Here is a 25,379-nt window from a genome sequence, read left to right as displayed (position 1 = left end):
CTTATAGGCTCCTGTGTTTCTTAAACCAAGCTTCAAAGCTGGAGTTCGGGGCAACGGGCAGTTCACGGTATTTACCCCATGCACCGCTAAAGGGTTTTAATAGACTACCCGGTAGAATGCGCAGCGCAGTTCTCGCCACACTCATAGAGCAGTTCAGCATGGTTTCGCTTGCCATAAATTTACCCACTAATGGCATGTAACTGTTTTTGCCATAGGGGAGTTTTCCGGCTTCAGCCTTAAGGCGTCTGTGGTGGAAAATAATCTTATCGAGCGGCACCTTAGTTGGGCAGATATAGGTACAGCTGCCACACAAGGTACAGGCCCAGGCAATCGAGTTCGTGTCATCAATCTTAGCGCCCACTGCGATACCAATTGGGCCAGGAATGGTGTAGTTGTAGCTGTAACCGCCGGAGCGACGATACACAGGACAGGTATTGAGGCAACCACCACAACGAATACACTTCAATGATTCTGCGAGGATTTTATCCTTGAGCATCTCAGTGCGGCCATTGTCGACGATAATAATGTGCATCTCACCTTCGGGCTGTGGGCCACGGTAAAAGGCGCTATAAGTCGTGACAGGTTGGCCTGTGGCGTTGCGTGCCAGTGTGCGTAGCAAGACGGCTGCGCTATCGATATCGGGCACCACTTTGTCGATGCCCATTGAATGCAACTGCAACTTAGGCAGGTTAGCACCCATGTCGGCGTTGCCTTCGTTCGTGCAGACCACCACGGCGCCTTTATCGGCAATCGCCATGTTCACGCCTGTCATCGCGGCATCGGCGCTAAGGAACTGTTCACGCAGGTGGGCACGGGCGGCGCGGGTTAAATACAAGGGATCGGCTGCCCCTGCTTTAGTGCCGAGTTTCTCATGGAAGAGTTCGCCGACTTCTTCCTTTTTCATATGGATAGCAGGCACGACTATGTGTGATGGTGGCATTTTGGCGAGCTGAATAATCCGCTCACCTAAGTCGGTGTCTATGACTTCAATGCCACGTTGTTCTAAGTACGGATTGAGGTGACATTCCTCGGTCAGCATAGACTTAGACTTCACCAACTTTTTGACGTTATGGCGGGATAAAATGTCATGCACGATACGATTGTGCTCTGCGCCATCTTTCGCCCAATGGACTTGTATGCCGTTGGCGATACAGTTTTGTTCAAAGGTTTCAAGATATTGAGCAAGATGGGTTAGCGTGTGGAGCTTAATTTCTGAGCCAAGCTGGCGCAGTTGTTCCCATTCTGGGATGCTACCCGCGGCGCGGTCGCGTTTTTCTCTGAGCATCCATAGCGCTTTTGAATGCCAGTCGACACGGGTTTCGTCGCGGCAAAAAATATCGGCTTTATGGGCATGGACTTGGGAGCCATTAGCCCCGTGATTATGATTGTAAGCCATGGTGAGTCTCCTAGAGCGCGGCGTTTAGCACTTGCGCTATGTGGCGAATTTCAATCGGCAATTGCTGTCTGCGGATCATGCCATCGAGGTGCAATAGGCATGAGGGATCAAAACCCACCACATATTCAGCACCCGTTGCAGCGTGGGCTTGGGCCTTGTCTTTCCCCATCTTAGCCGACACTGCGCCTTCATCGACTGCGAAGGTGCCACCAAAGCCGCAGCATTCGTCACGGCGGTCTGGGTACACTATGTCTATGCCTGCAATATTGGCCAATACAGCTTCGACTTTGTTGAATCTTGGTCCCATTTGCTCACTTGGGGTGGCAAGGCTTAACATGCGAATGCCATGGCAACTCAGTTGCAAGCTTACCTTGTGCGCGAAGGGCTTGGTAAAGGCGGGGATCGGCGCGATATCGTGTAAAAACTCTGTGAGTTCATAGAGTTTGTTGATCACAGCTTGTGCTTCTGGGCTGCTATCAAACTCGTGGAAGTTTTCTTTGGCGGCCACTAAACAAGAGGCGGCAGGGCAAACAATAGCGTCGCATTCCACTCCTTTAAAGGCGTTGAGCAATTTAAGGGTGGTGCTGCGCGCTGCATCGAAGCAACCCGAGTTTGTCATCGGCTGGCCACAGCATGTTTGACCCGCGGGTAGAATCACTTGGTGCCCGAGTTTCTCTAATAATTCCAAGGTGGCAATCGCGACCTCTGGCATCATTTGATTGACTAGACACGGGATGAAAAGGGCGATTTTCATTGTGTTTTCTCTTTCTTGTTAGTGAACGACATTGCCTTGCAGTGTGACCCAATATCCACACTAATGCTAAGGTAGTTGATCAAATATAGGCCTATCTTAGCGGAATAAGTAGCCCTAATTTAGTAAATGAGCTTGTAGATTTTTTCAAAAATGAGAATATTTTAACTTGATGATTACATTGGTTTTAAAATGTATTTATTCAGGTTTTAAATTCTCAAAAAATACTTAATGACAAATAAATGAGAATAGTTCGCTTATATAAACAAACGGGGCTAAAAATAGCCCCGTTGTTTACTACTGTTATACCAGATTAGCGGCTGCACTCTTCGAGCAGATAAGCTAAGTGGCGGTAGGAAATGCCGCTGTGTTGGGTCAAACCGACTTCGCACATACGGTTGGCGTAATAGCCTTCCTTAATCTCGACAGGAATGAGTTTTTTGATATTACGCAGTGCGCTGGCGTTGATTTCAGGCTTATACAAGCCTTTTTCACCCGCGTAACCGCAGCAGTCAATTCCCGCAGGTTTGAGCACTTGTGCAGAGCAGGCATCGGCGATTGCTTGCATCTTAGGTTCAAGTTTCATCTTGCGTGCGCTACAACCTAAGTGCAGTGCCACATTGACTTTTTTGCTGATGTTGAGTTTAGTCAGTAGCTTGTCGTGCATAAACTCAACTAAGTCGATAATTTGTACTTTTGGATTACCTGACAAAGTGCGGTAGGTGCAAGACAAGGCATCGACGATCACTGGCAGCTTGCCACCATTGGTCATCTTGCTCACTGCATCGATAAGTTCTTGGCGTTTGGCATCGGCGTTTTTAAAGTCGCCCTTAGATTCCCACATCTGGCCGCAACATAAATCGCGGGTTTTTTCTGGCGTGATGACGTTATAGCCAGCACGTTCCAGCAGCGTGACGACCACCTCTGGCAAAGTGCGGTTATCGGGATCTTTTGGCGTCGGACCAAAGGTTCTGCCGCCGCAGGCTGGGAAGTAAACCACTGTTTCTTGGCCAACTTTAGCGGGGGATGGTTTTGGCAATTTGCCGCCTTTCGGGAAATCGGGGTTCCAATAAGGCACTTCTTTTGAAATCAAACGGCCGGTTTTCATTAGGGCACTGGTAATGTTATCGCCAGTGATCTTGTGGATCACGCCAAGCATGTCAAAACCTGAACTGATAACCTGGTTAACTGCGCCAAAGTGTTTGGCTTGGAAATCTAAGACTTTTTGTTCAGTAGTGCTGATGTACGGCGTGCGCAGTTTACGCACCAGTTGGCCCATGCTGTTATCCACTGGGCAAGCAATAGTACAAAGCTGGCAGGCGGCACAGGTATCAACTACATCGTATTTAGCGGCGGCGCGCATTTCTGCTGCGGCGGCTTTATCACCGGATTGTTCTAAACGTTCGATTTCACGCAGAGTCGCAATACGCTGACGAGGTGAGAAGTTGAGTGCCGATGTTGGGCAGGTTTTTTCACAGAAACCACATTCGATACACTTATCAACAAAATCATCGACCACAGGGCAGGGCTTGATGTTTTTAACGTGGACATTGCTATCGTCGTTAAGAATAACGCCTGGGTTTAGAATACCCTGTGGATCAAATACTTGTTTGATGCTCTTCATCAAAGTGTAAGCATCTTGTCCCCATTCTTTTTCGACGAACGGCGCGACAGCACGGCCAGTACCATGCTCGGCTTTCATTGAGCCGTCGTACTTGTTAATCACCATGTCGGCAATATCATCCATAAAGGCATGGAAACGATCGATATCGGCTTGAGTCGAGAAGGTGGGGGTAATGATAAAGTGGAAGTTCCCCGCAAGAGCATGGCCATAAATACAGCCTTCAGGGTAACCATGTTTATGGAAAAGCTCAGTGATATCGTGCGCCGCAGCAGCAAGGTGCTCTAGTTCAAAGGCCACGTCTTCGATGATAACTGAGGTTCCCTTTGGACGCTCACCACCTACAATCGGGAACAAGCCTTTGCGCATTGCCCAGTATTTGTCATAAACCGCTGGATTAGTACTAAATTCCATTGGGCGGATAAAGTCAAAACCGGCGAGTTTCGCGGTGACATCTTGAGTATAATTTTCTAAGGTTTTGTCGTCATCAGCACGGGATTCTATCAGTAGAATTGCGGATAGGGCCGGTAATTCTGATAACCAATCTGGCATGCCTGGCTTGCCCGTTACTGCTTTGATTGATGGCCAATCAAGGAGTTCAGCAGCAGAAACGCTTTCACCGTTTATCAGTGGTATGGCTCGTGCGGCATCTTCCATATTATGGAATACGGCCATAGCAGAGGCTTTAAATTTAGCTTCATTCACTGTGTGATAAGTGACTTCATTAATAAAGGCTAAGGTGCCTTCCATCCCCACCATTAAGTGGTTGATGATGTCAAATGGGTCGGTAAAATCGAGTAACGAATTGATGCCGTAGCCGGTGGTATTTTTAATGGAATACTTTTTACGAATTCTGTCCGCTAACACTGTGTTATGGCGAGTCATGTGCGACAGTTCTGTCAGCGCATCCAGTATTTTTCCATGGGATTTAACAAAGGCAGCTTTTGATTTTTCACAGCCTGTATCTAGTTCAGTACCATCTGCAAAAAGAAGTTTCGCGGAAGCGATAGTTTGGTAACTGTTTTGCGCAGTACCACAGCACATTCCCGAAGCATTGTTTGCCACAATACCACCAATTTTGGCGGAGCCTATGGTGGCGGGATCGGGACCAATTTTGCGGTTAAGCGGCGCGAGTACGGCGTTAGCGTCGGAACCAATGACAGCAGCACCTAAGGTGATCTGTTTGGCATCGCTACTGACTTCAATCTTTCTAAAACCATCATGGCCAAGGATCAACAAAATACCTTCACCGATAGCTTGGCCAGATAAACTGGTTCCAGCGGCCCTAAACGTGACTGGTGCATCATGCTTACGGGCAACGGCTAATGTGAGCTTTACCTGTTCTAGGGTTTCTGCATGGACAACCACTTCTGGGACTATCCTGAAGTAGCTTGCATCGGTGGACCAGGCAAAACGGCGAACGGGATCATCCGTCACGGGATGATCACCTAATTGCGTTCTTAGATCATCGATGACCAGTTTATAGTTAATCGACATAGCATCACTCTCTTTATTAATAGATTAAAGCCGAAGTCACTGGGAGTGACTTCGGGCATTCAATAAAATAAAACGGCTTAGAATCCACCCCACAGGGTAGCTATTGTGCCCGCCAGTAAGGCATAACCAATGGCAACAGGCATTGTTTTACGGATAATTTCTGATTCTCTACCTGCCATACCCACTACCGTTGCAGCGGCAACCACGTTCATTACGCACATCATGTTACCGGCGTTTGCACCGATACCTTGTAGTGCCAATACCAGTGTGTGGTTCATGCCAATATTGTCGGCAACGCTGTATTGTAGGCTGGAGAACATCATGTTTGAGAAGGTGGCTGAACCAGATAAGAAGGCACCAAAAATCCCCACGATAGGCGCCATCCAAGCCCACACTGCGCCCATGGAACCTGCCAACATATCCGCTAAAGCGACAGGCATTGAGGCAAGACCTGCACCATTAGCGCCTGAGTTTAAGAAGATTTTCACCATAGGCACTGATGCGCCTAATGAAATAATGGTTGGCAACATGGACTTACATGAAACACCGACCGTTTGCTGAATTGCAGGGCTTTTCATTTTGAACAGGAAGAAACCTAGAATACATACGGCAACAAAGAAGGCACCAGGTGCATATAAGGTTGCGAAGCTGGCTTTAAGCTCAGTGCCCATTAGGCCTGTCCAGCTGATGTTAAAGCTTGATAACCATGCTTTTAACGGTGCAACTGTACGCGACAGTACCAAAAGCGCAGCCATGATGATGTAAGGTGTCCAAGCGGCAATTTGGGAAAACTTAGCCGTTGTTTCGACTTTTCCGCTTTCTTGACTGTCATTCTCTGCGAAATCATTCCATGGCGTTTTAGGCAGTAAGTAGCCTTTACGCGCAACGGGGATCACTAAGGCCATACCGATCAATGAACCGATAACCGAAGGGAATTCTGGGCCTGCAAGGTAGTTGATGATCCATGCGGGGACGGTAAAGGCAAGACCTGAGAAAATCGCAAATTTCCAAATTGCTAAGCCTTCCTTAAAGGATTTATTGCGACCAAAGAATCCAGTTAGCATGGTCACCATTACGAGAGGAATTAATGAACCTGTGATTAAGTCGATAGTGATCATATGCATGACGATATATCGAGCATAACCAGCATAGTTACCGCCATGGGCAGCAAATTGCTCCGCCGCCATGCTCACGCCACCTTGGATCAGACCCTGTTCCATCCCAAAGAGTACGGGTAGACCAATCGCACCGAAGGATACACAGGCCGAGTCAGCAATTAAAGCCACGACAGCTGCGGCAACGGGTGGTACACCAAGCAATACCAGTAGTGGTGCGCCAATGGCTGCGGGAGTCCCAAAACCAGCACTACCTTCAATAAAGGCACCGAATAACCAACAGATGATGATGACTTGTACACGGGCATCGGCACTGATGTTAGTAAACCCAGCACGGATAGTGTCCATGGCACCTGAGTATTTCAGGGTATTGAGTAGGAATACGGCACCAAAAATGATGGTTAACGGTGTGATGGCTGAGAGCAGTCCTTCGAGGACCGATGCCGCCAGTAATGTGGTATCCATTTGCCAAATAAACACGGCGGCGAGCGCTGTGATTATCATTGAGATAGGCATAGCCTTAGATGCAGGCATTCTGAGTAACACTAGAAATAGCATTACACTGAGCACTGGCGTCAAGCTAGCGAGGAGTTGAAGTATTGTCATGCTTGCCTCTTCATAAAGTGGTCTGTCTTATTATTGATATTAGGATTTTTCATCTGCCTTCATGTCGACTTCCCAGACCAATAAATCAGCAGTTAATACTGCAAGTACTTACGGTCTCGACATTCTGTGTTGTGTACTAGACGCTATTGTGAGCTTGACTAATATGATCTAGATCATCTTGGCTGTTATATGAAATGCTAATTTACAGTGCTGCGGGGTGCTTCTCTCGGGGGATTTTCTTATATGTGACAATGATCACTTAGACTGTTGGGTGTATATCTACTTTGGTTATATTAAATTAAATTTGTTGTTTTTCTGGTTATTAAAAGTAGAGCTATCACTCATATTCATCGTCATTATTGCAATTAACTGATCCATTTATTTCATTAATAGTCTGTTATTGGTTTTTTTAGTCATTTTTAAGGTGTGATTAAGGTCGCATAGATTGTTGTGGCTAGATTAACTCATTTACTTCTATTTTTATCAAGCTATTGTAATGTTTGCCTAATATGTCCATTTTGGAATGGTTTTTTATAGTGATCTAGAGCACGTTTTAAAATGGTGGGATTTTATTGTGATGGATATCACTTAATGAATTTTACTTTAATATGAAATTTAATAACTATTGTTTAATTTAGTTTCAGTTTATTTGAGCGAACAGCCAGCCCAAATATTCAAGTATATTGAGCGAATAACAGAAAAGTTGAAATAAAAAGTGACCGCTTCTAATGGGTTAAGAGGGGAAATTGAGAGAACAGGGTGAAATTGAAGCAGAAATTTTAAGTAACAAAACTAAAAAATACTGTTTGAACTTTTATCAGACTGGTTAGTGTCATTAATGCTCAAACGCCATTAATGCGAATATAAGTTGTTTGTGAGAAGTGCTAAAAAGTTCACCAAAGACTGTGCAGGGGAAAAGATAAGGCTTTAATCGCAACCTTCTAGGTTAAATTTACAAAATAAAAAAGAGACGTGATATGTCTCTTTTATTGGTGATTTAGCCAACAGATACAGACTTAAAACAACTTGCTGCCCCAGCCTAATTTGGTCCGCAGCACGTGGAAATAGTTGTGTCCTTTAGGATGAATAAGCCGTAAACGTTCAGAGCTGCGGCGCACTATGATTTCATCGCCGGGTAACACGGCTAAATGCACGTGGCCATCACAGCTGACTTCGAGGTTTTCGCCATTTTCAGGTGACACAACCATTTTTATGGTGCTGCACGCATCGACAACAATCGGGCGACACGACAGAGTGTGCGGGAACATAGGTACTAAGATTAGGGCCTGTAAATTAGGCGTCAGAATAGCGCCGCCAGCGGAGAGGGCGTAGGCCGTTGAACCGGTAGGCGTTGACACTATCATGCCGTCGGCACGTTGGCTGTACATGAACTGATCGTCAATATAGACCTCAAACTCAATCATGTGGGCAATTTTACCCGGATGGAGTACGGCTTCGTTGACGGCGGTGTTGCTCGCCTTGAGCATACCGTGGCGATAGACTTCGGCTTCGAGTAAGAATCTATGCTCGGTATCGAACTCTCCATCGAGTACCTTGGCGAGCGCCTCTTCGAAGGCATCGGGCGGCAGATCGGTTAAAAAGCCTAAATTGCCGCGGTTAACCCCAATCACGCCTAAATCGAAGCGGGCTAATACCCTTGCCGCGCCGAGCATGTTACCGTCACCACCGACGACTATGGCTAAGTCGCAACGCGCGCCAATTTCTAGTAAATCGACCGCTATGATATTGGGTCCTAATTCGGTAGCAACACGCTCTTCCACTAAGACTTCAAAGCCCTGCATTGTCAGCCAATAATGCAGACGCTTTAAGGTTTGGTTGGTCCCTTGGTGGTGAGGTTTGCCGATAAGGCCGATAGTATGAAACTTTGTGGTCATATTTATGCTAGATCTGGCCTTAGGCCTTGAAACGTCAAAATTGATCCCCATAATATGCCCAGAGTATTTCAGAAACAAAGCATTTTTAGCTGGAGTGAAAATGAGCAACGAATCGATTAAAGCAGAACAGGATCTGATCCAAGAGGGTGTAGAGTCTGAAGTATCTACCGCAGAAGCAAGTCTGATCGATGAGCTTACCCAGGCCAATTTCCGTATTGAAGAGCTGGAACAGTTACTCGCTGAAGCTTTGGCGAAAGTTGAAGAGCAGAAGGATTCAGTCATCCGCGCCGCAGCCGAGGTCGATAACATTCGTCGTCGTGCCGCAATGGATGTGGAAAAGGCGAACAAGTTTGCCTTGGAAAAGTTCGCCAATGAGCTTTTGCCTGTGCTTGATAACATGGAGCGCGCGCTAATGGGGACAAACCCAGAAGATGAAGCGACGAAAGCGATTTATCAAGGTGTTGAGTTAACTCAAAAAAGCTTACTCACTGCGGTGGCTAAATTTGGTGTTAAGCAAATTGATCCACAAGGTCAGTCATTTAACCCTGATCAACATCAAGCGATTGGCATGCAGCCAAGCGCCGAGTTCCCTGCGAACACTGTGATGTTGGTGATGCAAAAGGGTTATGAGCTGAACAGTCGCTTGCTGCGCCCTGCTATGGTGATGGTGTCACAGGGTGGCCCTAACCAAGAAAGCGCAACGATAGATATCGAAGCTTAAGCTTTATTGGATCAGCCGCTGTTATAACAGACAGCAACAAAAAAGGACTGCAATTGCAGTCCTTTTTTATGGGCGGAATATGTGCAAAATATTGGCGAAATCTATATTGGTAAGACTTAGCACCTTACCGAGTATTACGCCAACTATTGAGCCATTTATTGTGCTAGATAAGCATTGATTTGCGCCAGTATGCCTTCGGCATCCAGTTGCAAGTCGTGGATGACTTCTTCTGGCGAGCCATGTTTAATGAACTCGTCTGGCAAACCTATTTGGAGTATGGCTTTAGGCATTTTTAGCTTTTGAAGCTGTTCAAGCACTCCGGCACCCGCACCGCCTATAATGGCATTTTCCTCCACAGTGACTAACACTTCATGGGTTAGTGCCATTTCTTTTACCAGATCAACATCAAGTGGTTTCACAAAGCGCATATCGACAACCGTCGCATCTAGGCTTTCGGCAGCGGTTAATGCCGATGCGAGCAAGGTACCAAAGTTAAGTATGGCAATACGCTTACCGATGCGCTTAATGACACCTTTACCAATTGGCAACGCAGTCATGGACTCGACTTGCATCGCTCCCGTGGCACTGCCCCTTGGGTAACGCACCGCGCTTGGGCCCGCATCATAGCAATAGCCAGTGTAGAGCATTTGACGACATTCGTTTTCATCGGACGGCGCCATGATCACCATATTAGGGATACAACGCATAAAACTTAAATCGAATGCACCTTGGTGGGTTGGACCATCGGCACCGACGATACCGCCACGGTCAATGGCAAATAACACGGGCAATTGTTGTAGTGCGACATCGTGAATAAGCTGATCATAGGCGCGTTGCAGGAAAGTCGAGTAAATCGCGACTACAGGCTTGAAACCTTCGCAGGCAAAACCCGCCGCTAAGGTGACCGCATGCTGCTCGGCAATCGCTGCATCAAAATATTGTTTCGGGAAGCGCTGGGAAAACTCCACCATGCCAGACCCCTCACGCATCGCAGGAGTAATCGCTAACACTTTCTCATCTTGTTCGGCAATGTCGCACAACCATTTACCGAAGACTTGAGAAAAGGTCGGTAAACCGGGTTTGGTGGCCGGCTTTTTAAAGAGTGATGGGTCAAACTTAGGCACAGCATGCCAACCGATAGGATCTTTTTCAGCAGGTTCATAACCACGACCTTTTTTGGTCATGATGTGCAGCACCTGTGGACCTTTCAGATTACGCATATTGCGCATGGTCTCGACCAGAGCGTCTACGTCGTGGCCATCGATAGGACCTATGTAGTTGAAACCTAACTCTTCAAATAGAGTGCCAGGAACGACCATACCTTTGAGGTGTTCCTCAGTGCGCTTGGCCATTTCTTTGATGACTGGCATACCTTTCAACACTTTTTTGCCGCCTTCGCGCAGTGTGGTGTAGAAACGGCCTGACATCAGTTGTGCTAAATGATTATTGAGGGCGCCGACATTTTCTGAAATCGACATTTCGTTGTCGTTCAGTACCACGAGCATGTCATTGTGCAAGTCGCCCGCGTGGTTCATGGCTTCAAACACCATGCCGCCAGTCATAGCGCCATCGCCGATCACAGCTACAACTTTACGACCTGCTTGTTCTTTTTCTGCAGCTATCGCCATCGCCAGCGCGGCGCTAATCGACGTGCCTGAATGGCCAACGCTGAAAGTGTCGTATTCACTTTCTTCACGCCATGGGAAAGGATGTAAGCCATCTTTTTGCCGAATGGTGTGCATCTTGTCACGTCGACCCGTGAGAATTTTATGGGGATAGGCTTGATGGCCTACGTCCCAGATCAGTCGATCAAAGGGGGTATTGTAGACATAGTGCAGTGCCACAGTGAGTTCTACTGTGCCGAGCCCAGAGGCAAAATGTCCGCTGGACATGCCAACAGACTTAAGAAGGAACTCGCGCAGTTCATCGGCTACTTGTGGTAAAAGTGCCTGAGGAAGCTGGCGGAGCTCATTGGGGGTGTTGGCCTGCGCCAACACGGGAAACTGAGAAATGTCCAAACTCATAGCGAGATACTTCGACTCTTATTATATTCTTCGCTCAATGATATAGCGGGCGAAGTCTGCAATTAACTGGCTATTGTATGGCAATTTAGCCAGCGCTGATAGTGCCTCTTGGATCAGTTGTTTGGCGGTGTCTTGTGCACCTTGTAGTCCAAGTAGTTGTGGAAACGTACTCTTATTCGATTCAGTATCAGAGCCTTGCGGTTTACCTAGCTCTTCGGTGGTGGCTACGATGTCAAGGATATCGTCTTGTACTTGGAAGGCGAGTCCGACCGCACGAGCAAAATCCATCATAGCAGCATACTGATCTTTTGGCGCGTTTGCGGCGATCAAAGCTAACTCAACGGCGCAGCTGATAAGGGCGCCAGTTTTCATATTATGTAGCTGAGTTAACGCGTTAAGATCAATATGTTTATCGGTCGAGGCTAAGTCTATCGCTTGACCTCCACACATACCACGATAACCTGAGGCTTTGGCTAATACTCTTACCATAGCAATATGTTGTTCGCTGCTGATCCCTGCTACGGCTTCGGTGACAATTTCAAAGGCTAAGGTTTGCAGAGCATCCCCCGCTAAAATGGCCGTCGCCTCATCAAAGGCGATATGCACTGTCGGCTGGCCACGGCGGAGCTCGTCATCGTCCATGGCGGGTAAATCGTCGTGGATTAATGAATAAGCATGGATACATTCAATGGCTGCGGCGCAAGCATCTAACTTTTCGAGTTCGACCCCAAACATGCGTCCTACACTGTATACGAGGAACGGTCGAATGCGCTTCCCTCCCAATAAGGCACCGTAAGTCATAGCGGCTTTTAATTGGGGAGCTGTATCTTCAAGCGTACTAAAACGCTGTTTTAATTGATCATCAACTCGTTGTTGATATTCTTGAATGGTACTGACTAACACGCTTATTCGCCCTCAACGGCATAGGGGGATAGGGGCGCATTTTCGTCTTGTTTCAGTAAAATGGCCACTTTTTGTTGGGCTTGTTCGAGTTTTGCTTGGCTATTTCGAACGAGATTGATGCCACGTTCAAATTGTTTTAACGCGTCATCGAGGGAGATATCGCCTTGTTCTAGATCGGCAACGATGCGTTCAAGTTCGCCAAGGGATTCTTCAAAACTAAGATTTTCGGGTTTCTTCGCCACGTTCAGGTTTCCTTTGATTTAGCGGACACAAGGTATATCAGGGCGGCGTAAGGGTCAAATTCAGACTAAAGATATTTGCTCAATAGCACGCTTTGTTACTGAAATTTTTCCAGAAAATATAAATTGTCGCTAAACTTGCTTAGTGTGTGTCCGATAACTGACAATAGTATCATCATTTGTATGGTAATTTTTAACTGGATAAACAAGGCTCGTATGTGTGTCGGTGGGATTATCTTATTCGGTAGAATAACTGAGTGTTCTTGCTTACCCAGAGTAAGTATTATGTCGTTTATTACGAAAATTGAGGAGCCGTTGTGGATTTAGCAACAATAATCGGAATTGTGGGAGCCTTTGGTTTTATTCTCGGCGCTATGGTGACCAGTGGCGGCTTGATGATTTTCGTTGATGTGCCCTCGATCCTGATTGTGTTCGGTGGGTCCTTCTTCGTGGTAATGATGAAGTTCACTCTTAAACAGTTTTTAAGCGCCGTTAAAATTGCTTTGAAAGCTTTTGTATTTAAGATTGATAAACCAGAAGACTTGATTGAACAGTCAGTGACTATGGCGGATGCTGCCCGTAAAGGGGGGTTTTTGGCATTAGAAGAAGCGCAAATTAGCAATACTTTTATGCAAAAGGCTGTCGATATGTTAGTCGATGGTCATGATGGTGAAGTAGTGCGTGCAGCTCTAGAGAAGGACATCGCTCTAACGGAAGAACGTCATCGTACGGGGATTGGCATATTTAGAGCCTTTGGCGATGTTGGGCCAGCGATGGGGATGATAGGTACACTCGTTGGTCTCGTGGCCATGTTATCAAATATGGCGGATCCTAAATCTATTGGTCCTTCGATGGCGGTTGCGTTGTTAACCACATTATACGGCGCTATGGTTGCTAACATGGTTTGTCTTCCTATCGCGGATAAGCTAACGCTTAGGATGGGGGAGGAAATGCTCAATCGTAACCTTATTATGGATGCGGTATTGGCGATTCAAGACGGACAAAACCCGCGGGTGATTGAAGGCTTTTTGAAAAATTATCTCGCTGAAAAAAATCGTAAAATCGATACAACGGACGGAGAGTAGCCCATGGCTAAGTGCAATTGTCCACCGCCCGGAGCACCGCTCTGGTTGGCAACATTTGCTGACTTGATGTCGCTGTTGATGTGTTTCTTCGTATTGTTATTGTCATTTTCTGAAATGGACGTGATGAAGTTTAAGCAGATCGCGGGCTCAATGAAGTATGCCTTTGGTGTGCAAAATAAGGTGGAAGTTAAAGATATCCCGAAAGGGACTTCTGTCATTGCCTTAGAATTTAGACCCGGTCGCCCCGATCCGACTCCGATTGAAATCATTAACCAGCAAACGAATGAAATGACGGAACCTGTATTGGATTTCCAAGCGGGTGAAGACGATAGTGCGGGCGGCGTGCAGCAGCAAAATGGTTCTCAGCGGGGTGGCGAAGCGAGTGCTACGGCGCAAGAAGTTGCCGATGCGGTTAAAGCGGAAGCAGCAGCGGCGCAAGAAAAGATCAATCAGCAAGTGAAGAAGATGGCGCAGGAGCTCAATAAAGAGATCACCGATGGAGCGATTGAAATTGAGTCATTAGGTCAGCAGATTATTATTCGTATACGTGAGAAGGGGTCATTTGCTTCTGGCTCAGGTTTCCTACAGCCTCGATTTAAACCTGTGGTGCGCTCAGTCGGCGAATTGTTAAAAGATGTGCCAGGTGTCATCACAGTGTCAGGTTACACGGATGATATGCAAATAAGCGATGAGCTCTATAGTTCTAATTGGGATTTATCCAGCAAACGTGCCGTGGCAGTGGCCCATGAGTTAGTACAGGTCAGCGGCTTTGATTCTAATCGAATGAAAGTGGTTGGTATGGCGTCTAACAATCCGATTGTGCCTAACGATTCTCCGGAAAATCGTGCTCGTAACCGCAGGGTTGAAATTGCTATTGAGCAAGGTAAAGCGAAGGAGTCTGAAGAAATTCAGATCGGTAATTCGCCTTAAGTGTTTAGATACTCCCAATCTAAAGCCGCAATAATCTTGCGGCTTTTTTATCTAGCTAATGTGGACTTTTCCCTTTTTAGTTAACGTGTTATGCATCAAATCGCTGTGGTTGATTTAAATCCATTTGGGCTTTACGTTAATCACATTGAGTGTGTAATCCCTAAGTTTCCTTAACTATCCCTCAACGACTTATTGTTAATGATTCATCTCAAATCACTTATTTTAAGCAGGGCACTTCAAACCACTCGAGTAGGCTTTATTGACATTATTTCAGCCTAATTAGCTGCCGTGATTTAGTCATTAATACGCGATGAATACGCCACAAATTTGGCCTGTGTCGCTGTTGGCTATGTGCGCTGAAACTCGCCTTTTTAGGTTGCTTGGGTATATAATCCCCCGATTATTCTTTTAACCAATTTTGCTGTTTTAAAATTGCCCGCGGAAATCCCATGAAGTTTATTGTAAAGCTGTATCCAGAAATCATGATGAAGAGCAAGCCTGTACGCATGCGCTTCACCAAAATGCTCGAAACTAACATCCGTAATGTGCTTAAAAAAGTTGACGAAGATGCAAAAGTGCAGCGTCAATGGGACCGCATTATGGTGATGGTACCAAAGGATAAGCCTGAATTGGCCCAAGCTTTCGGTGAGCGTCTGGCGTGTATTCCTGGCATTGCACACGTAGTGCAAGTGGATGAGTACAGCTTTGAATCTGTTGATGATATTTATCAGCAAGTCTTGCCTGTTTACCGTGACCAACTCGCGGGTAAAACCTTCTGCGTGCGAGTAAAGCGTACTGGCGATCATGATTTTAATTCTATTGAAGTTGAACGTTATGTCGGTGGTGGCTTAAACCAGTTTACCGATGCGCTGGGCGTGCGTTTAAAGAATCCGGACATTACCGTTAATTTAGAGATTGAGCGCGATAACCTTTATATGGTGACTAAGCGTATTGAAGGTCTAGGCGGTTTTCCGATGGCAACACAGGAAGATGTATTGTCCTTGATTTCGGGTGGTTTTGACTCTGGCGTTTCTAGCTATCAATTTATCAAAAAAGGCGCTCGTACCCACTACTGCTTCTTCAATCTGGGCGGCGCACAGCATGAAATTGGTGTTAAACAAGTGGCTTACCATTTGTGGAAAACCTACGGTGAATCCCATAAAGTGAAGTTTATCTCTGTGCCTTTTGAGCCTGTGGTTGCTGAGATTTTAGAGCGTATCGATAACGGTCAAATGGGCGTTGTATTGAAACGCATGATGATGCGTACCGCGGCGCGTATCGCCGAGCGTATGGGCATTCAAGCCTTAGTTACCGGTGAAAGTTTAGGCCAAGTGTCTAGCCAGACCCTGACCAACTTAAACGTCATCGACCGTTGTACTGAGTTATTGATTCTACGTCCGCTGATCGCCATGGATAAGCAAGACATTATCAACGAGAGCCGTAAAATCGGCACCGAAGATTTTGCTAAATCAATGCCTGAATATTGCGGCGTAATTTCGCAAAAGCCGACGGTAAAAGCGGTATTAGCTAAGGTTGAAGCGGAAGAGAAAAAGTTCTCTGAGGATTTGATCGATCAGATCATCGCCCAATCTGTCACTATCGATATCAGGGAGATCGCAGAACAAATGGATACTCGGATTACTGAGACAGAAACGGTTGCCAGTATCGATACTAACCAAGTGGTCATTGATATTCGTGCCCCTGAAGAAGAGGAAAGCAAACCGCTGCAAATTGAAGGTATTGAGATTAAACGTATCCCATTCTTCAAGTTAGCGACTCAGTTTGCCGATCTCGATAAGCAAAAGACTTATTTGCTCTATTGTGAGCGTGGGGTGATGAGTAAATTGCAGGCATTGTATTTAATCGAGCAAGGTTACACGAACGTGAAAGTGTATCGTCCATAAGTCGGGCGAAAACCTGCCCATTGCCGTATATCGTCAGTGGGATTGATTTGCTAGTCAAGTACAAAAAAGCCGCACATTAATGCGGCTTTTTCTTTGCTCTTACTGAGCGCGACCTGAGTTTCAGTGTCGTTTAGGTTATTCAGCTTTAACGACTTGCTGATGAGATGTGACATCGTCTGTGGCAATCAACAGAGTGGCTTCTTGCAGCGCTTCTTGGTGCATTTTATTCATTGCAGCGGTTAAATCTGCAGTGATATTGGCTTGCAAGTCGCTTGTGTCGATGACGATTTCGTCAACGAGTACATTTGCACTGGCATTGAAGCTGAGTGCTGAGACTAATATTAACGCAAATGCCGATTTTAAATTGAACATAGTCGCCTCCGGGCTGACAAATTAACGCTGTCAGACATTCCCATCATCAACTTTGAGATTGTCTAACTTAGGTATTTCATAGCTATGGATGTTTCATCGCTATTGGTGTTTCGTTGATAAGCTGTTTCATTGGCGCAAAATTTAACCAAAAACGCTGGCCTTTACAAACGATTAAATGTAACAATACGGATTAGAAAAACTAATTAAAAAACGAGACAGAGATCACTATGTCGAGACGATTACCACCGCTTAATGCGGTTAAAGCTTTTGAGGCAGCCGCGCGGCATTTGAGCTTTACGCGGGCAGCGGAAGAATTGTTTGTTACACAGGCTGCGGTGAGCCACCAAATAAAGGCATTAGAAGATTTCCTCGGATTAAAATTATTTCGTCGAAAGAACCGTTCTTTGCTATTAACTGAAGAAGGGCAGAGCTATTTTCTCGACATCAAAGATATCTTTATTCAGCTTGCCGATGCTACCGACAGATTACTCGCCCGTAGTGCGATTGGTTCGCTGACGGTCAGTATGTCCCCCAGTTTTGCGATTCAATGGCTAGTGCCACGCTTGGCTAAATTCAGTGAGAAAAATCCCGATATCGATGTGCGAATTAAGGCCGTTGATACCGAAGCGAGTTCATTAACCGATGATGTGGATGTGGCTATTTATTATGGCTTAGGTAATTGGCCTGGGCTACGTGCAGATAAGCTCAGAAACGAAGTGCTTATTCCCGTGTGTTCGCCCATGTTGCTCAACGGTCCTAAACCACTCTCAAAACCGAGCGATTTAAAGTATCACACGTTATTACATGATATGAATCGTCACGATTGGCAGGCGTGGTTTAGGCAATGTGGCATTACCGATATTAATGTGAATCAAGGACCTATTTTCAGTCATTCGTCTTTGGTATTGCAGGCGGCAGCCCACGGTCAAGGGGTTGCCCTGGGTTACAGCGTGCTGGCACGCCCCGATATTAAAGCTGGGCGGCTTGTGTGCCCATTCCAAGAAGTCTTGGTCAGTAAAGATGCTTATTACTTAGTTTGCCAACAAAACCATGCTGAGTTAGGTAAAGTGGTGGCGTTTCGTGAATGGATGTTAGACATGTTTGCCGAGGAGTCTCGCAGTGAGTTGTTGCCCGGATAAGCCGATTTATGTATTAGAAGGGGAGCCTGCGAGTACTTTGATTTTATTGGCCCACGGTGCGGGTGCTAACATGGATTCTGATTTTATGCAGGCCATGTCGGCGGGATTCGTTGCTCAGGGCTTCCGAGTGATGCGCTTTAATTTTCCTTATATGCAGGCGAATGCAGTCGATGGCAAACGGCGTCCACCGGACCGTGCGCCTAAATTGCTTGCGTGTTTTACACATATGCTCGATATCGCCCACTCACAACCACAAGTTGAACGTGTGGTGTTAATGGGGAAATCCATGGGCGGTCGTATGGCGGCCCTATTAGCCTGTGATCCTGCATTAGCGGCGCGCATCGATAGGGTGATTTGTTTAGGTTATCCTTTTGTGCCACTCAAAGGCGGCGAGCCTAGATTGGAACCTTTGAATGAATGCCAAGTCCCAGTATTAGTCGTACAGGGGGAGCGGGATAAGTTTGGTGGCAAAGCGCAGATCCCAAGCTGGCCCTTGAAAGCTGAGATAGGATTGGTTTGGATAACTGACGGCGATCATAGTTTTGTCCCAAGAAAGTCGTCAGGCACCAGTGAAGCCACTAACCTTGCACGTGCTATTGATTTATCAAGTGATTTTATTCGTGAGCTTGATGTTGAGCGAATAAATGTTGAATGAGTTAATCCCATTCCAGCAGGAGCGTTAAATGCGTAAAGGTTTATTGTTACTCGCCGCCGTGAGCGGATTCTTAGCCGTCGCTTTAGGGGCTTTTGGTGCCCATGGTTTAAAAGCGGTCGCGCCACCAAACTTAATTGAAGTCTTTAACTTAGGTGTGCAATATCATTTCTACCATACCTTTGCCCTCATCATGGTTGCATTCTCGGGCCAATGGTTAACCTCGCGTTTACTGGACTGGTCGGCATATCTCTTTGTCGCAGGCATAGTACTATTTTCGGGCTCACTATATGGACTGGCTTTGTTTGGGACTAAGTGGTTAGGTCCTATTACGCCTATGGGTGGTGGTTGTTTCTTACTCGGTTGGTTATTATTTGCCGCCGCGGTATGGCGTCACAAAGTTATCGACGGCCATGAGTCTTAATCATTGATGCTTATGTGAGTTAACAGGCTTAGGGTGCACCTAAGCCTTTTTTATTTCTCTAATCGCAATTCAAGGTTCAGCAGTAGGCAAATAGGGCATTTGTGGATTGAAATTGGTATACTGGCGCCCAAATCGATAGTCAGCCAATGCTTTGGCTTGGATTTCTCAGGGATCCCCATGAAAAACCTATTTTTATTTTGCCGCGCAGGCTTTGAAAAAGAATGCGCTGCAGAAATCCAACAGCGAGCCGGTGAGCTCAATGTGGGTGGCTTTGTTAAGGCCAACAATAACGACGCTTATGTTGTATACCAATGTTTTGAAGACGACGCTGCTGATACGTTAGTCAAACAATTACCTTTAGATTCGCTCATTTTCGCCCGCCAGATGTTTGCTGCTAGCGACTTGTTAGTTGACTTGCCTGAAAATGACAGAATAAGCCCAATCGTTGCGGCGCTCAGTGATGTCAGCAAAGCGGGTGAAGTGCGGGTTGAAACACCTGACACTAACGAAGCGAAAGAGCTCTCGGCTTTTTGCCGTAAGTTCACTGTGCCTTTACGCCAGCATTTGAAAAAATCGGGCAGTTTGCTCGCGCAGGAAAATCCCAAACGTCCGATTATCCACGTGTGTTTTATTGGCCCCGGCCGTGCCTATGTGGGTTATTCCTACAGTAATAACAGTTCGCCACATTTTATGGGCATTCCACGCCTTAAAATGGCGGCGGATGCACCGAGTCGTTCTAGTCTGAAACTCGACGAAGCCTTTGGCCAATTCGTGCCTAAGGAAGAGCAAGAAGAGCGTATTCGCAGTGGCATGAACTCAGTGGATTTGGGCGCTTGCCCTGGTGGCTGGACTTATCAACTGGTGCGTCGCGGCATGTTTGTGTCGGCAGTTGATAATGGCCCTATGGATGAAAAACTGATGGAAACGGGCCAAGTGAAACATTACCGTGAAGACGGTTTCCGTTTCGAACCGCAACGTAAAAATATCTATTGGCTGGTGTGCGACATGGTTGAGAAACCTGCGCGCGTTGCTGAACTGATTGAAGCTTGGGCGATTAACGGTTGGTTTAAGGAAGCGATTTTTAACCTTAAATTACCGATGAAGAGCCGCTATAAAGAAGTGACAGCCATTCTTGAGACCATGCAGACGATTCTTAAAGAGAATGGTGTGACCGATTTTAAAGTGCAGTGTAAGCATCTTTATCACGACCGTGATGAAGTGACAGTGCATTTATGGCTACGTCCTAATACCGCGTGGAATTAATTGCTGCGCTAACCCTGCGGTGATCTTGTTGTCGCTAGAATGGTAATAGTCATGCGGGTTTAAAGCCACGCAGGTTTAAAAGCTAGATAACAAAAAGCCCCAAAGGAAACTTTGGGGCTTTTTTGTGTTTACTCATTCGAGTTTCAAGCGCTTGCTTCTTTTAAGCTTTTGCTTGAACAAGCGCGTTATAGGCTCGTCTTAAACGCGCTCAGCATTGAGATCACAGACGCTCAAGCACAGCCTGCGTGAAGTCAGTCGTGCCGTGAGTGCCGCCTAAATCGCGAGTCGTACGGTCGCCTTCTTCGATCACTGCAGATACCGCTTTACGGATTTGCTCAGCTTTGTCAGCCATACCTAAGTATTCCAGCATTTGGATAGACGCTAAAATCACTGAGGTTGGGTTTGCGAGGTTTTTGCCTGCGATATCAGGTGCACTACCGTGAACGGCTTCGAAAATTGCAGCATCACGGCCAATGTTTGCGCCAGGTGCCATACCTAAACCACCTACTAAACCGGCACACAGGTCCGATAAAATGTCACCGAACAGGTTGGTCGTCACGATCACATCGAAGTTTTCTGGGTTCATCACTAACTTCATGCACGTTGCATCGACGATCATTTCTTCTGTTTTGATGTCTGGGTAACGTAGGCTCACTTCACGGGCCACTTTCAGGAAAAGGCCTGACGTTGACTTCATAATGTTAGCTTTGTGCACGATAGTGACTTTCTTACGGTTTTCTTTGCGAGCTAGTTCGTAGGCGAAAGTGGCGATTTGCTCAGCACCTTGGCGAGTGACGATACTGGTCGCTTCTGCCGTTAAACCATCTTCAGACACTTTTTGACCATGGCCAGAATACATGCCTTCGGTGTTTTCACGTACTGTGATGATATCGATATTTTCGTAACGGGCTTGGGTACCTTTGAAAGACAGTACTGGGCGTACGTTAGCATACAGACCGAATTTCTTACGCAAGGTTACGTTGATAGAAGTAAAGCCTTCACCAACGGGAGTCGTCAGCGGTCCTTTCAGTGTGATACGGTTTTTTTCAATGAGTTCTAAAGTGCGTGCTGGCAGTAACTCGCCTTGCTTTTCAAGTGCAGTCAGGCCGGCATCGGCAAATTCATATTCAAAATCACAGCCCGCTTTATCAAGAATTTTTAAGGCTGAATCAATAATACTTGGGCCAATTCCATCACCTGGAATTACGGTTATCGTTCTTTTTGACATGGAGAAGTCCTTCCACGGTTCGTCGTTACTGCAATTGTCTGCCCCAGTGCTAACTGGATAGCAGGACTATGAATTTGGTATTTTTTCTGCCTATTATTTTAACCATCTTTGGTCAAACTTCACAGGAAATAGTGAGCAATATCACGATTTTTTATGTGGTATAACTTGTAAAAATACTGGGTTCTCACCATGATGGAGAGCCAATGGTTAAAAAAGTCTACTTTAGTCTAACAAATATATAAAAGAGGAAGACATTGAAGTTAATCCCTATCACATCTCTGGTTTTGTTATCCCTTGGAATATTGCCAGCAGTGCAGGCTGAAACCAGCACTAAACCGCTCACCCTAACAGACATTATGCATTTTGAATCCCTTGAAAAGCCGGTTATTGCAGACAAGGGGCAAGTCATCGCGGTCGAGTCTGCGCCCGATCGCGGGGATAGTCACGTCATTGTGAAAAATGTCCTGTCGCAGCAAAGCTATCAAATTGCGGGTGGGTCAGATCCTTTAGTGAGTCACGATGGCCGCTTTGTGGCTGTGGTGGTCAAACCGAGTTTGCTCACGCGGGAAACGAGTGATGCCAAGGCGAAGAAAAAACTCAAATCTGACATGGTATTACTCGATACCCAAACGGGCACTCAAACCCGCTTTGAGCGCGTGAAGGAATTCGTGTTCAGTGATGACGGTAAGCATTTGGCGATTTGGTTTGAGGCTGATGAAGAGTCCAAAAAAGATGCTGAGCCTAAAGCCAGCGAAAAACTCGCTGAAGCAGGCACACAAACCCCAGCGAAAGCGGATAAGCCAAAGGTTGATAAGTTTGACCAAGGCCGCCGTTTTAGTTTGATCAGTTTAGACGATCAAACTAAGCGCATCGATGTTGAGCAAGTGACAGGTTATGTGTTTGATAAGGCGAGCCGCCGACTTGCGTTAGCGGTGAATGATATCGCCAATAAACAGCATCAATTGCAGTTAGTCGATTTAAACACTCACAAAAAAACCGTTGCCTTTGATTCGCCTAGCCAACAGATTGGTGCGTTAGCGCTGGCTAAAAATGGTCGTTGGCTTGCATTTACGCAGGGCAAAGACAGTGAGTTACCTTATGGCCGCAGCTATCAGTTATCGCTGGTCGATTTGCAATCGGGTAAAATCAGTAAAATCCCTGAGTCACCCGAGTGGAAACTGAATCGCTACACAAGTTTAAGCTTCTCATTGGACAGCGAAAGGTTGTTCTTTGGCCGTGTACCAGAGGTGAGTCAGCAGCTCAGTTTGCAGAAGATCACCGAAGAAAAAGACCTGTTCGATACAAATATTGTCACCGGACAGCGTGGACTTAAGGTGTGGCATGGGGATGATCCTCGTATTAAGCCTAATGAAATCAAGCAATATGAGGATGAGCAAAAACGCACTTACCTTGCGGTATTGCATTTAGGCTCAAATAACGTGGTGCAGCTTGGCGATAAAACTGTTCCAGATGTGACGATTTCACAACATAAACGTTTTATGTTGGCCAGTTCAGATTTGCCCTATCGCAAGATGGCAACTTGGGCAGGGTTCTACCAAGATTATTATCTGGTCGATATTAATACTGGCAGTAAAGTGCCATTTTTGACACAACAGCCGAGTGATGCCGAGCCTACGCTGTCGGGAAATGGCAAGTATGTGGCTTATTATCAGCAAGGTAATGTGTATCTCTATGATATTGCACAGGACCGTCGCACTAATCTCACAAAATCCCTAAAGGTTAGTTTTGCCGATGAAGACCACGATTATCCATCCAGTGCTCCAGGATATGGTTTTGGTCCTTGGCTTAAAAATGATGCGGGTTTCTTGGTTTACGACAAATACGATGTTTGGCAGTTTAATACCGAATCTAAGGCGGGCTTTGCCTTAACCGCAGGAAAAGGGCGCACTCAGAAAATTCAATATCGCCTTGAGGGCTTAGTCGATAATCCCGATGAGCCGACAGAGCTTACCTATAACGCCACTATGTTACTCCACGGTTATAGTGATAAAACCAAGGCCGATGGTTTTTATCAAGCCACCTTGGGTGAAGCAGGCGTGAAGACGTTGATGCAAGGTGAGTATAAGCTGACAGTATTGGGACGCAGTAAAGACGCCGATACTATCGTGTTTTCTAAGGAACGTTTTGACGTATTCCCTGACTTGTATACGGCCAGCTATAGCGCACCGCAAAATGCAGTTAAGCAAACCGATTTAGATAAGCAGCGTCAAGCCTTTAACTGGAGCCAATCCGAGTTAGTTCACTGGACAAATGGTGATGGTAAACCGTTAGATGGCGTGCTGATCAAGCCGACGAATTATCAAGCGGGTAAGCGCTATCCTGTACTGGTTTATTACTATCGCTTTATGACGGATAGACTGCACGCCTTCCCGCAGATGAACATTAACCACAGACCTAACTTTGCTTGGTACATCAATAATGGCTATGCGGTGTTCCTACCGGACATTCGCTTTGAAATTGGTTACCCAGGGGCGAGCTCAGTACAAGCGCTCACCTCTGGCGTGCAAAAGCTGATTGAAATAGGAATTGCTGATCCCGATGCTATTGGTTTGCAAGGTCATTCTTGGAGTGGCTATCAAACGGCGTTTGCTATTACTCAAACTAAGATGTTTAAGGCGGCGGTTGCAGGTGCTCCAGTATCGAATATGACCAGTGCCTATAGCGGTATTCGCCACGGCACAGGTATTGCGCGTCAGTTCCAATATGAAACCGGACAGAGTCGTATTGGCGCAAGTTTGTTTGCCGCGCCGCAAAAGTATATTGAAAACTCGCCAGTATTTTATGCTGACCGTATTCAAACGCCTTTGATGATCATGTTTGGTGATAAGGACGATGCAGTGCCTTGGGAACAAGGTGTTGAAATGTACTTAGCCATGCGCCGTGCGGGTAAAGAAGTGGTGTTCTTACAATACGAGGATGAGCCGCATCACTTGAAAAAGTACCCGAACAAGCTCGATTACAGCATTCGCATGATGCAATATTTCGACCATTATCTGAAGGGAAAACCCGCGCCAGAATGGCTCAGCAAAGGTGAAGCCTATGTCGAGTATAAGGCCGATGATGAATAGGCAATTGGTTTAGTTGTTTTACAACTGAGTCAATTCGTTGATTGTCAAAATAAAAACGCCACCGATTCGGTGGCGTTTTTATTTAACTGTCAGTCGTATTTATTTACTGGTTAATGTCTCTTGGGCAGAGCTGAGGGCTGTGTCAGTATCTGCATCGAGATATTGCTTATAGGTATCTTGGCCCCAAGCAATCAATTGATCATTTTCAAAAATAAGTGGGGTACATTCCTCTTTCGTGGTTACACCGTCTGATTTTTCATGGTGAGTGCGATAAAAGAGCACCTGTAGCTTGGTTTCTTTTACGGCTTTGGCCTCTGAAAAGTCAGCTTTACCTAGTAACTGTTTTACTGAAACGATATTTTGCCCTAGCGCTAACTCGTTCATTTTTTGGCTGTTATAGGACTGTCGGTCCTCCCAACTCATGTCATCTGGCGTAGGTTCATAAACGAGTACCACCACAGCGACAAAGGCGACGTAGGCGGCGAAAATGCTACCGATGATTACCGAAACTTTTGATTTCATTTA

At 46.2% G+C, this 25,379-nt stretch carries 20 protein-coding genes; 9 read left to right on the top strand and 11 right to left on the bottom strand.

Annotation, left to right across the window (positions count from 1 at the left end; genetic code table 11):
• Nucleotide 1: 1 nt before the first annotated feature.
• From KFE26_RS10295 to nadK, 5 genes are all read right to left on the bottom strand, one after another.
• Nucleotides 2-1,396: a lactate utilization protein B gene (locus KFE26_RS10295; protein ID WP_212600338.1), complete on the bottom strand. Its 1,395-nt coding sequence runs from the start codon at nt 1,394-1,396 to the stop codon at nt 2-4.
• 10 nt (nt 1,397-1,406) lie between these two features.
• Entirely contained in the window at nt 1,407-2,150 is a 744-nt protein-coding gene (locus KFE26_RS10290; protein WP_006085148.1) for a (Fe-S)-binding protein, read from the bottom strand.
• Nucleotides 2,151-2,460: 310 nt separating this feature from the next.
• Nucleotides 2,461-5,265 carry an FAD-binding and (Fe-S)-binding domain-containing protein gene (locus tag KFE26_RS10285; protein WP_113941023.1) on the bottom strand — a complete coding sequence of 935 codons (2,805 nt, stop codon included), beginning with the start codon at nt 5,263-5,265 and terminating at the stop codon, nt 2,461-2,463.
• Nucleotides 5,266-5,342: 77 nt separating this feature from the next.
• The gene (locus KFE26_RS10280; RefSeq protein ID WP_049821741.1) at nt 5,343-6,986 is read right to left on the bottom strand and encodes an L-lactate permease; all 1,644 of its coding nucleotides are present in this window, start codon (nt 6,984-6,986) and stop codon (nt 5,343-5,345) included.
• A 1,016-nt stretch (nt 6,987-8,002) separates the two neighbouring features.
• Nucleotides 8,003-8,881 carry an NAD(+) kinase gene (gene nadK / locus KFE26_RS10275; protein ID WP_081729057.1) on the bottom strand — a complete coding sequence of 293 codons (879 nt, stop codon included), beginning with the start codon at nt 8,879-8,881 and terminating at the stop codon, nt 8,003-8,005.
• Between the two features lie 100 nt (nt 8,882-8,981).
• On the opposite strand from nadK, the gene grpE reads away from it, so the two are divergent.
• On the top strand, nt 8,982-9,602 hold the full coding sequence (gene grpE, locus KFE26_RS10270) for a nucleotide exchange factor GrpE (protein WP_028760692.1): 621 nt from the start codon (nt 8,982-8,984) through the stop codon (nt 9,600-9,602).
• Nucleotides 9,603-9,757: 155 nt separating this feature from the next.
• Here the strand turns inward: grpE and dxs are convergent, their stop codons facing one another.
• The 3 genes from dxs to xseB are packed head-to-tail and all read right to left on the bottom strand — an operon-like array spanning nt 9,758 to nt 12,771.
• The gene (gene dxs, locus KFE26_RS10265; RefSeq protein WP_212600337.1) at nt 9,758-11,626 is read right to left on the bottom strand and encodes a 1-deoxy-D-xylulose-5-phosphate synthase; all 1,869 of its coding nucleotides are present in this window, start codon (nt 11,624-11,626) and stop codon (nt 9,758-9,760) included.
• A gap of 21 nt (nt 11,627-11,647) precedes the next feature.
• Nucleotides 11,648-12,529, bottom strand: a complete 882-nt coding sequence (ispA, locus tag KFE26_RS10260; protein ID WP_212600336.1) for a (2E,6E)-farnesyl diphosphate synthase — start codon at nt 12,527-12,529, stop codon at nt 11,648-11,650.
• Between the two features lie 2 nt (nt 12,530-12,531).
• A complete protein-coding gene (gene xseB, locus KFE26_RS10255) occupies nt 12,532-12,771 on the bottom strand; it encodes an exodeoxyribonuclease VII small subunit (RefSeq protein ID WP_006080884.1) in 240 nt (79 codons plus the stop codon).
• A gap of 314 nt (nt 12,772-13,085) precedes the next feature.
• On the opposite strand from xseB, the gene pomA reads away from it, so the two are divergent.
• From pomA to thiI, 3 genes are all read left to right on the top strand, one after another.
• Entirely contained in the window at nt 13,086-13,853 is a 768-nt protein-coding gene (gene pomA, locus KFE26_RS10250; protein ID WP_173497062.1) for a flagellar motor protein PomA, read from the top strand.
• 3 nt (nt 13,854-13,856) lie between these two features.
• Nucleotides 13,857-14,783: a flagellar motor protein MotB gene (locus KFE26_RS10245; RefSeq protein WP_113941028.1), complete on the top strand. Its 927-nt coding sequence runs from the start codon at nt 13,857-13,859 to the stop codon at nt 14,781-14,783.
• Nucleotides 14,784-15,232: 449 nt separating this feature from the next.
• Nucleotides 15,233-16,687, top strand: a complete 1,455-nt coding sequence (thiI, locus tag KFE26_RS10240; protein ID WP_028760687.1) for a tRNA uracil 4-sulfurtransferase ThiI — start codon at nt 15,233-15,235, stop codon at nt 16,685-16,687.
• 135 nt (nt 16,688-16,822) lie between these two features.
• On the opposite strand, the gene KFE26_RS10235 is transcribed toward thiI, so the two are convergent.
• A complete protein-coding gene (locus tag KFE26_RS10235; protein ID WP_212600335.1) occupies nt 16,823-17,059 on the bottom strand; it encodes a hypothetical protein in 237 nt (78 codons plus the stop codon).
• A 227-nt stretch (nt 17,060-17,286) separates the two neighbouring features.
• Between KFE26_RS10235 and KFE26_RS10230 the strand changes: the two genes are divergently transcribed.
• From KFE26_RS10230 to rlmM, 4 genes are all read left to right on the top strand, one after another.
• On the top strand, nt 17,287-18,198 hold the full coding sequence (locus tag KFE26_RS10230) for a transcriptional regulator GcvA (protein WP_105249769.1): 912 nt from the start codon (nt 17,287-17,289) through the stop codon (nt 18,196-18,198).
• Complete coding sequence (locus tag KFE26_RS10225) at nt 18,179-18,853, top strand: alpha/beta family hydrolase (RefSeq protein WP_212600334.1); 675 nt, start codon at nt 18,179-18,181, stop codon at nt 18,851-18,853. The genes KFE26_RS10230 and KFE26_RS10225 overlap by 20 nt, the downstream gene beginning before the upstream one ends.
• Before the next feature lie 28 nt (nt 18,854-18,881).
• Nucleotides 18,882-19,274, top strand: coding sequence for a DUF423 domain-containing protein (locus KFE26_RS10220; protein ID WP_011918954.1), 393 nt, complete (start codon nt 18,882-18,884; stop codon nt 19,272-19,274).
• Between the two features lie 177 nt (nt 19,275-19,451).
• Nucleotides 19,452-20,537, top strand: a complete 1,086-nt coding sequence (gene rlmM / locus KFE26_RS10215) for a 23S rRNA (cytidine(2498)-2'-O)-methyltransferase RlmM (protein ID WP_011846285.1) — start codon at nt 19,452-19,454, stop codon at nt 20,535-20,537.
• A 220-nt stretch (nt 20,538-20,757) separates the two neighbouring features.
• Here the strand turns inward: rlmM and KFE26_RS10210 are convergent, their stop codons facing one another.
• On the bottom strand, nt 20,758-21,765 hold the full coding sequence (locus KFE26_RS10210) for an isocitrate dehydrogenase (protein WP_113941031.1): 1,008 nt from the start codon (nt 21,763-21,765) through the stop codon (nt 20,758-20,760).
• Between the two features lie 254 nt (nt 21,766-22,019).
• Here KFE26_RS10210 and KFE26_RS10205 point away from each other — a divergent pair, with 254 nt between their 5' ends.
• Entirely contained in the window at nt 22,020-24,854 is a 2,835-nt protein-coding gene (locus KFE26_RS10205; protein WP_212600333.1) for a prolyl oligopeptidase family serine peptidase, read from the top strand.
• A 99-nt stretch (nt 24,855-24,953) separates the two neighbouring features.
• On the opposite strand, the gene KFE26_RS10200 is transcribed toward KFE26_RS10205, so the two are convergent.
• On the bottom strand, nt 24,954-25,376 hold the full coding sequence (locus KFE26_RS10200; protein ID WP_028760680.1) for a DUF3192 domain-containing protein: 423 nt from the start codon (nt 25,374-25,376) through the stop codon (nt 24,954-24,956).
• Between the last annotated feature and the right edge of the window lie 3 nt (nt 25,377-25,379).

The organism is Shewanella sp. M16 (assembly GCF_018224605.1).
GTDB classification, from domain to species: domain Bacteria; phylum Pseudomonadota; class Gammaproteobacteria; order Enterobacterales; family Shewanellaceae; genus Shewanella; species Shewanella oncorhynchi.
The sequence above is the reverse complement of the archived record's forward strand: the minus strand, read 5'-3'. Positions and strand labels throughout refer to the sequence as shown.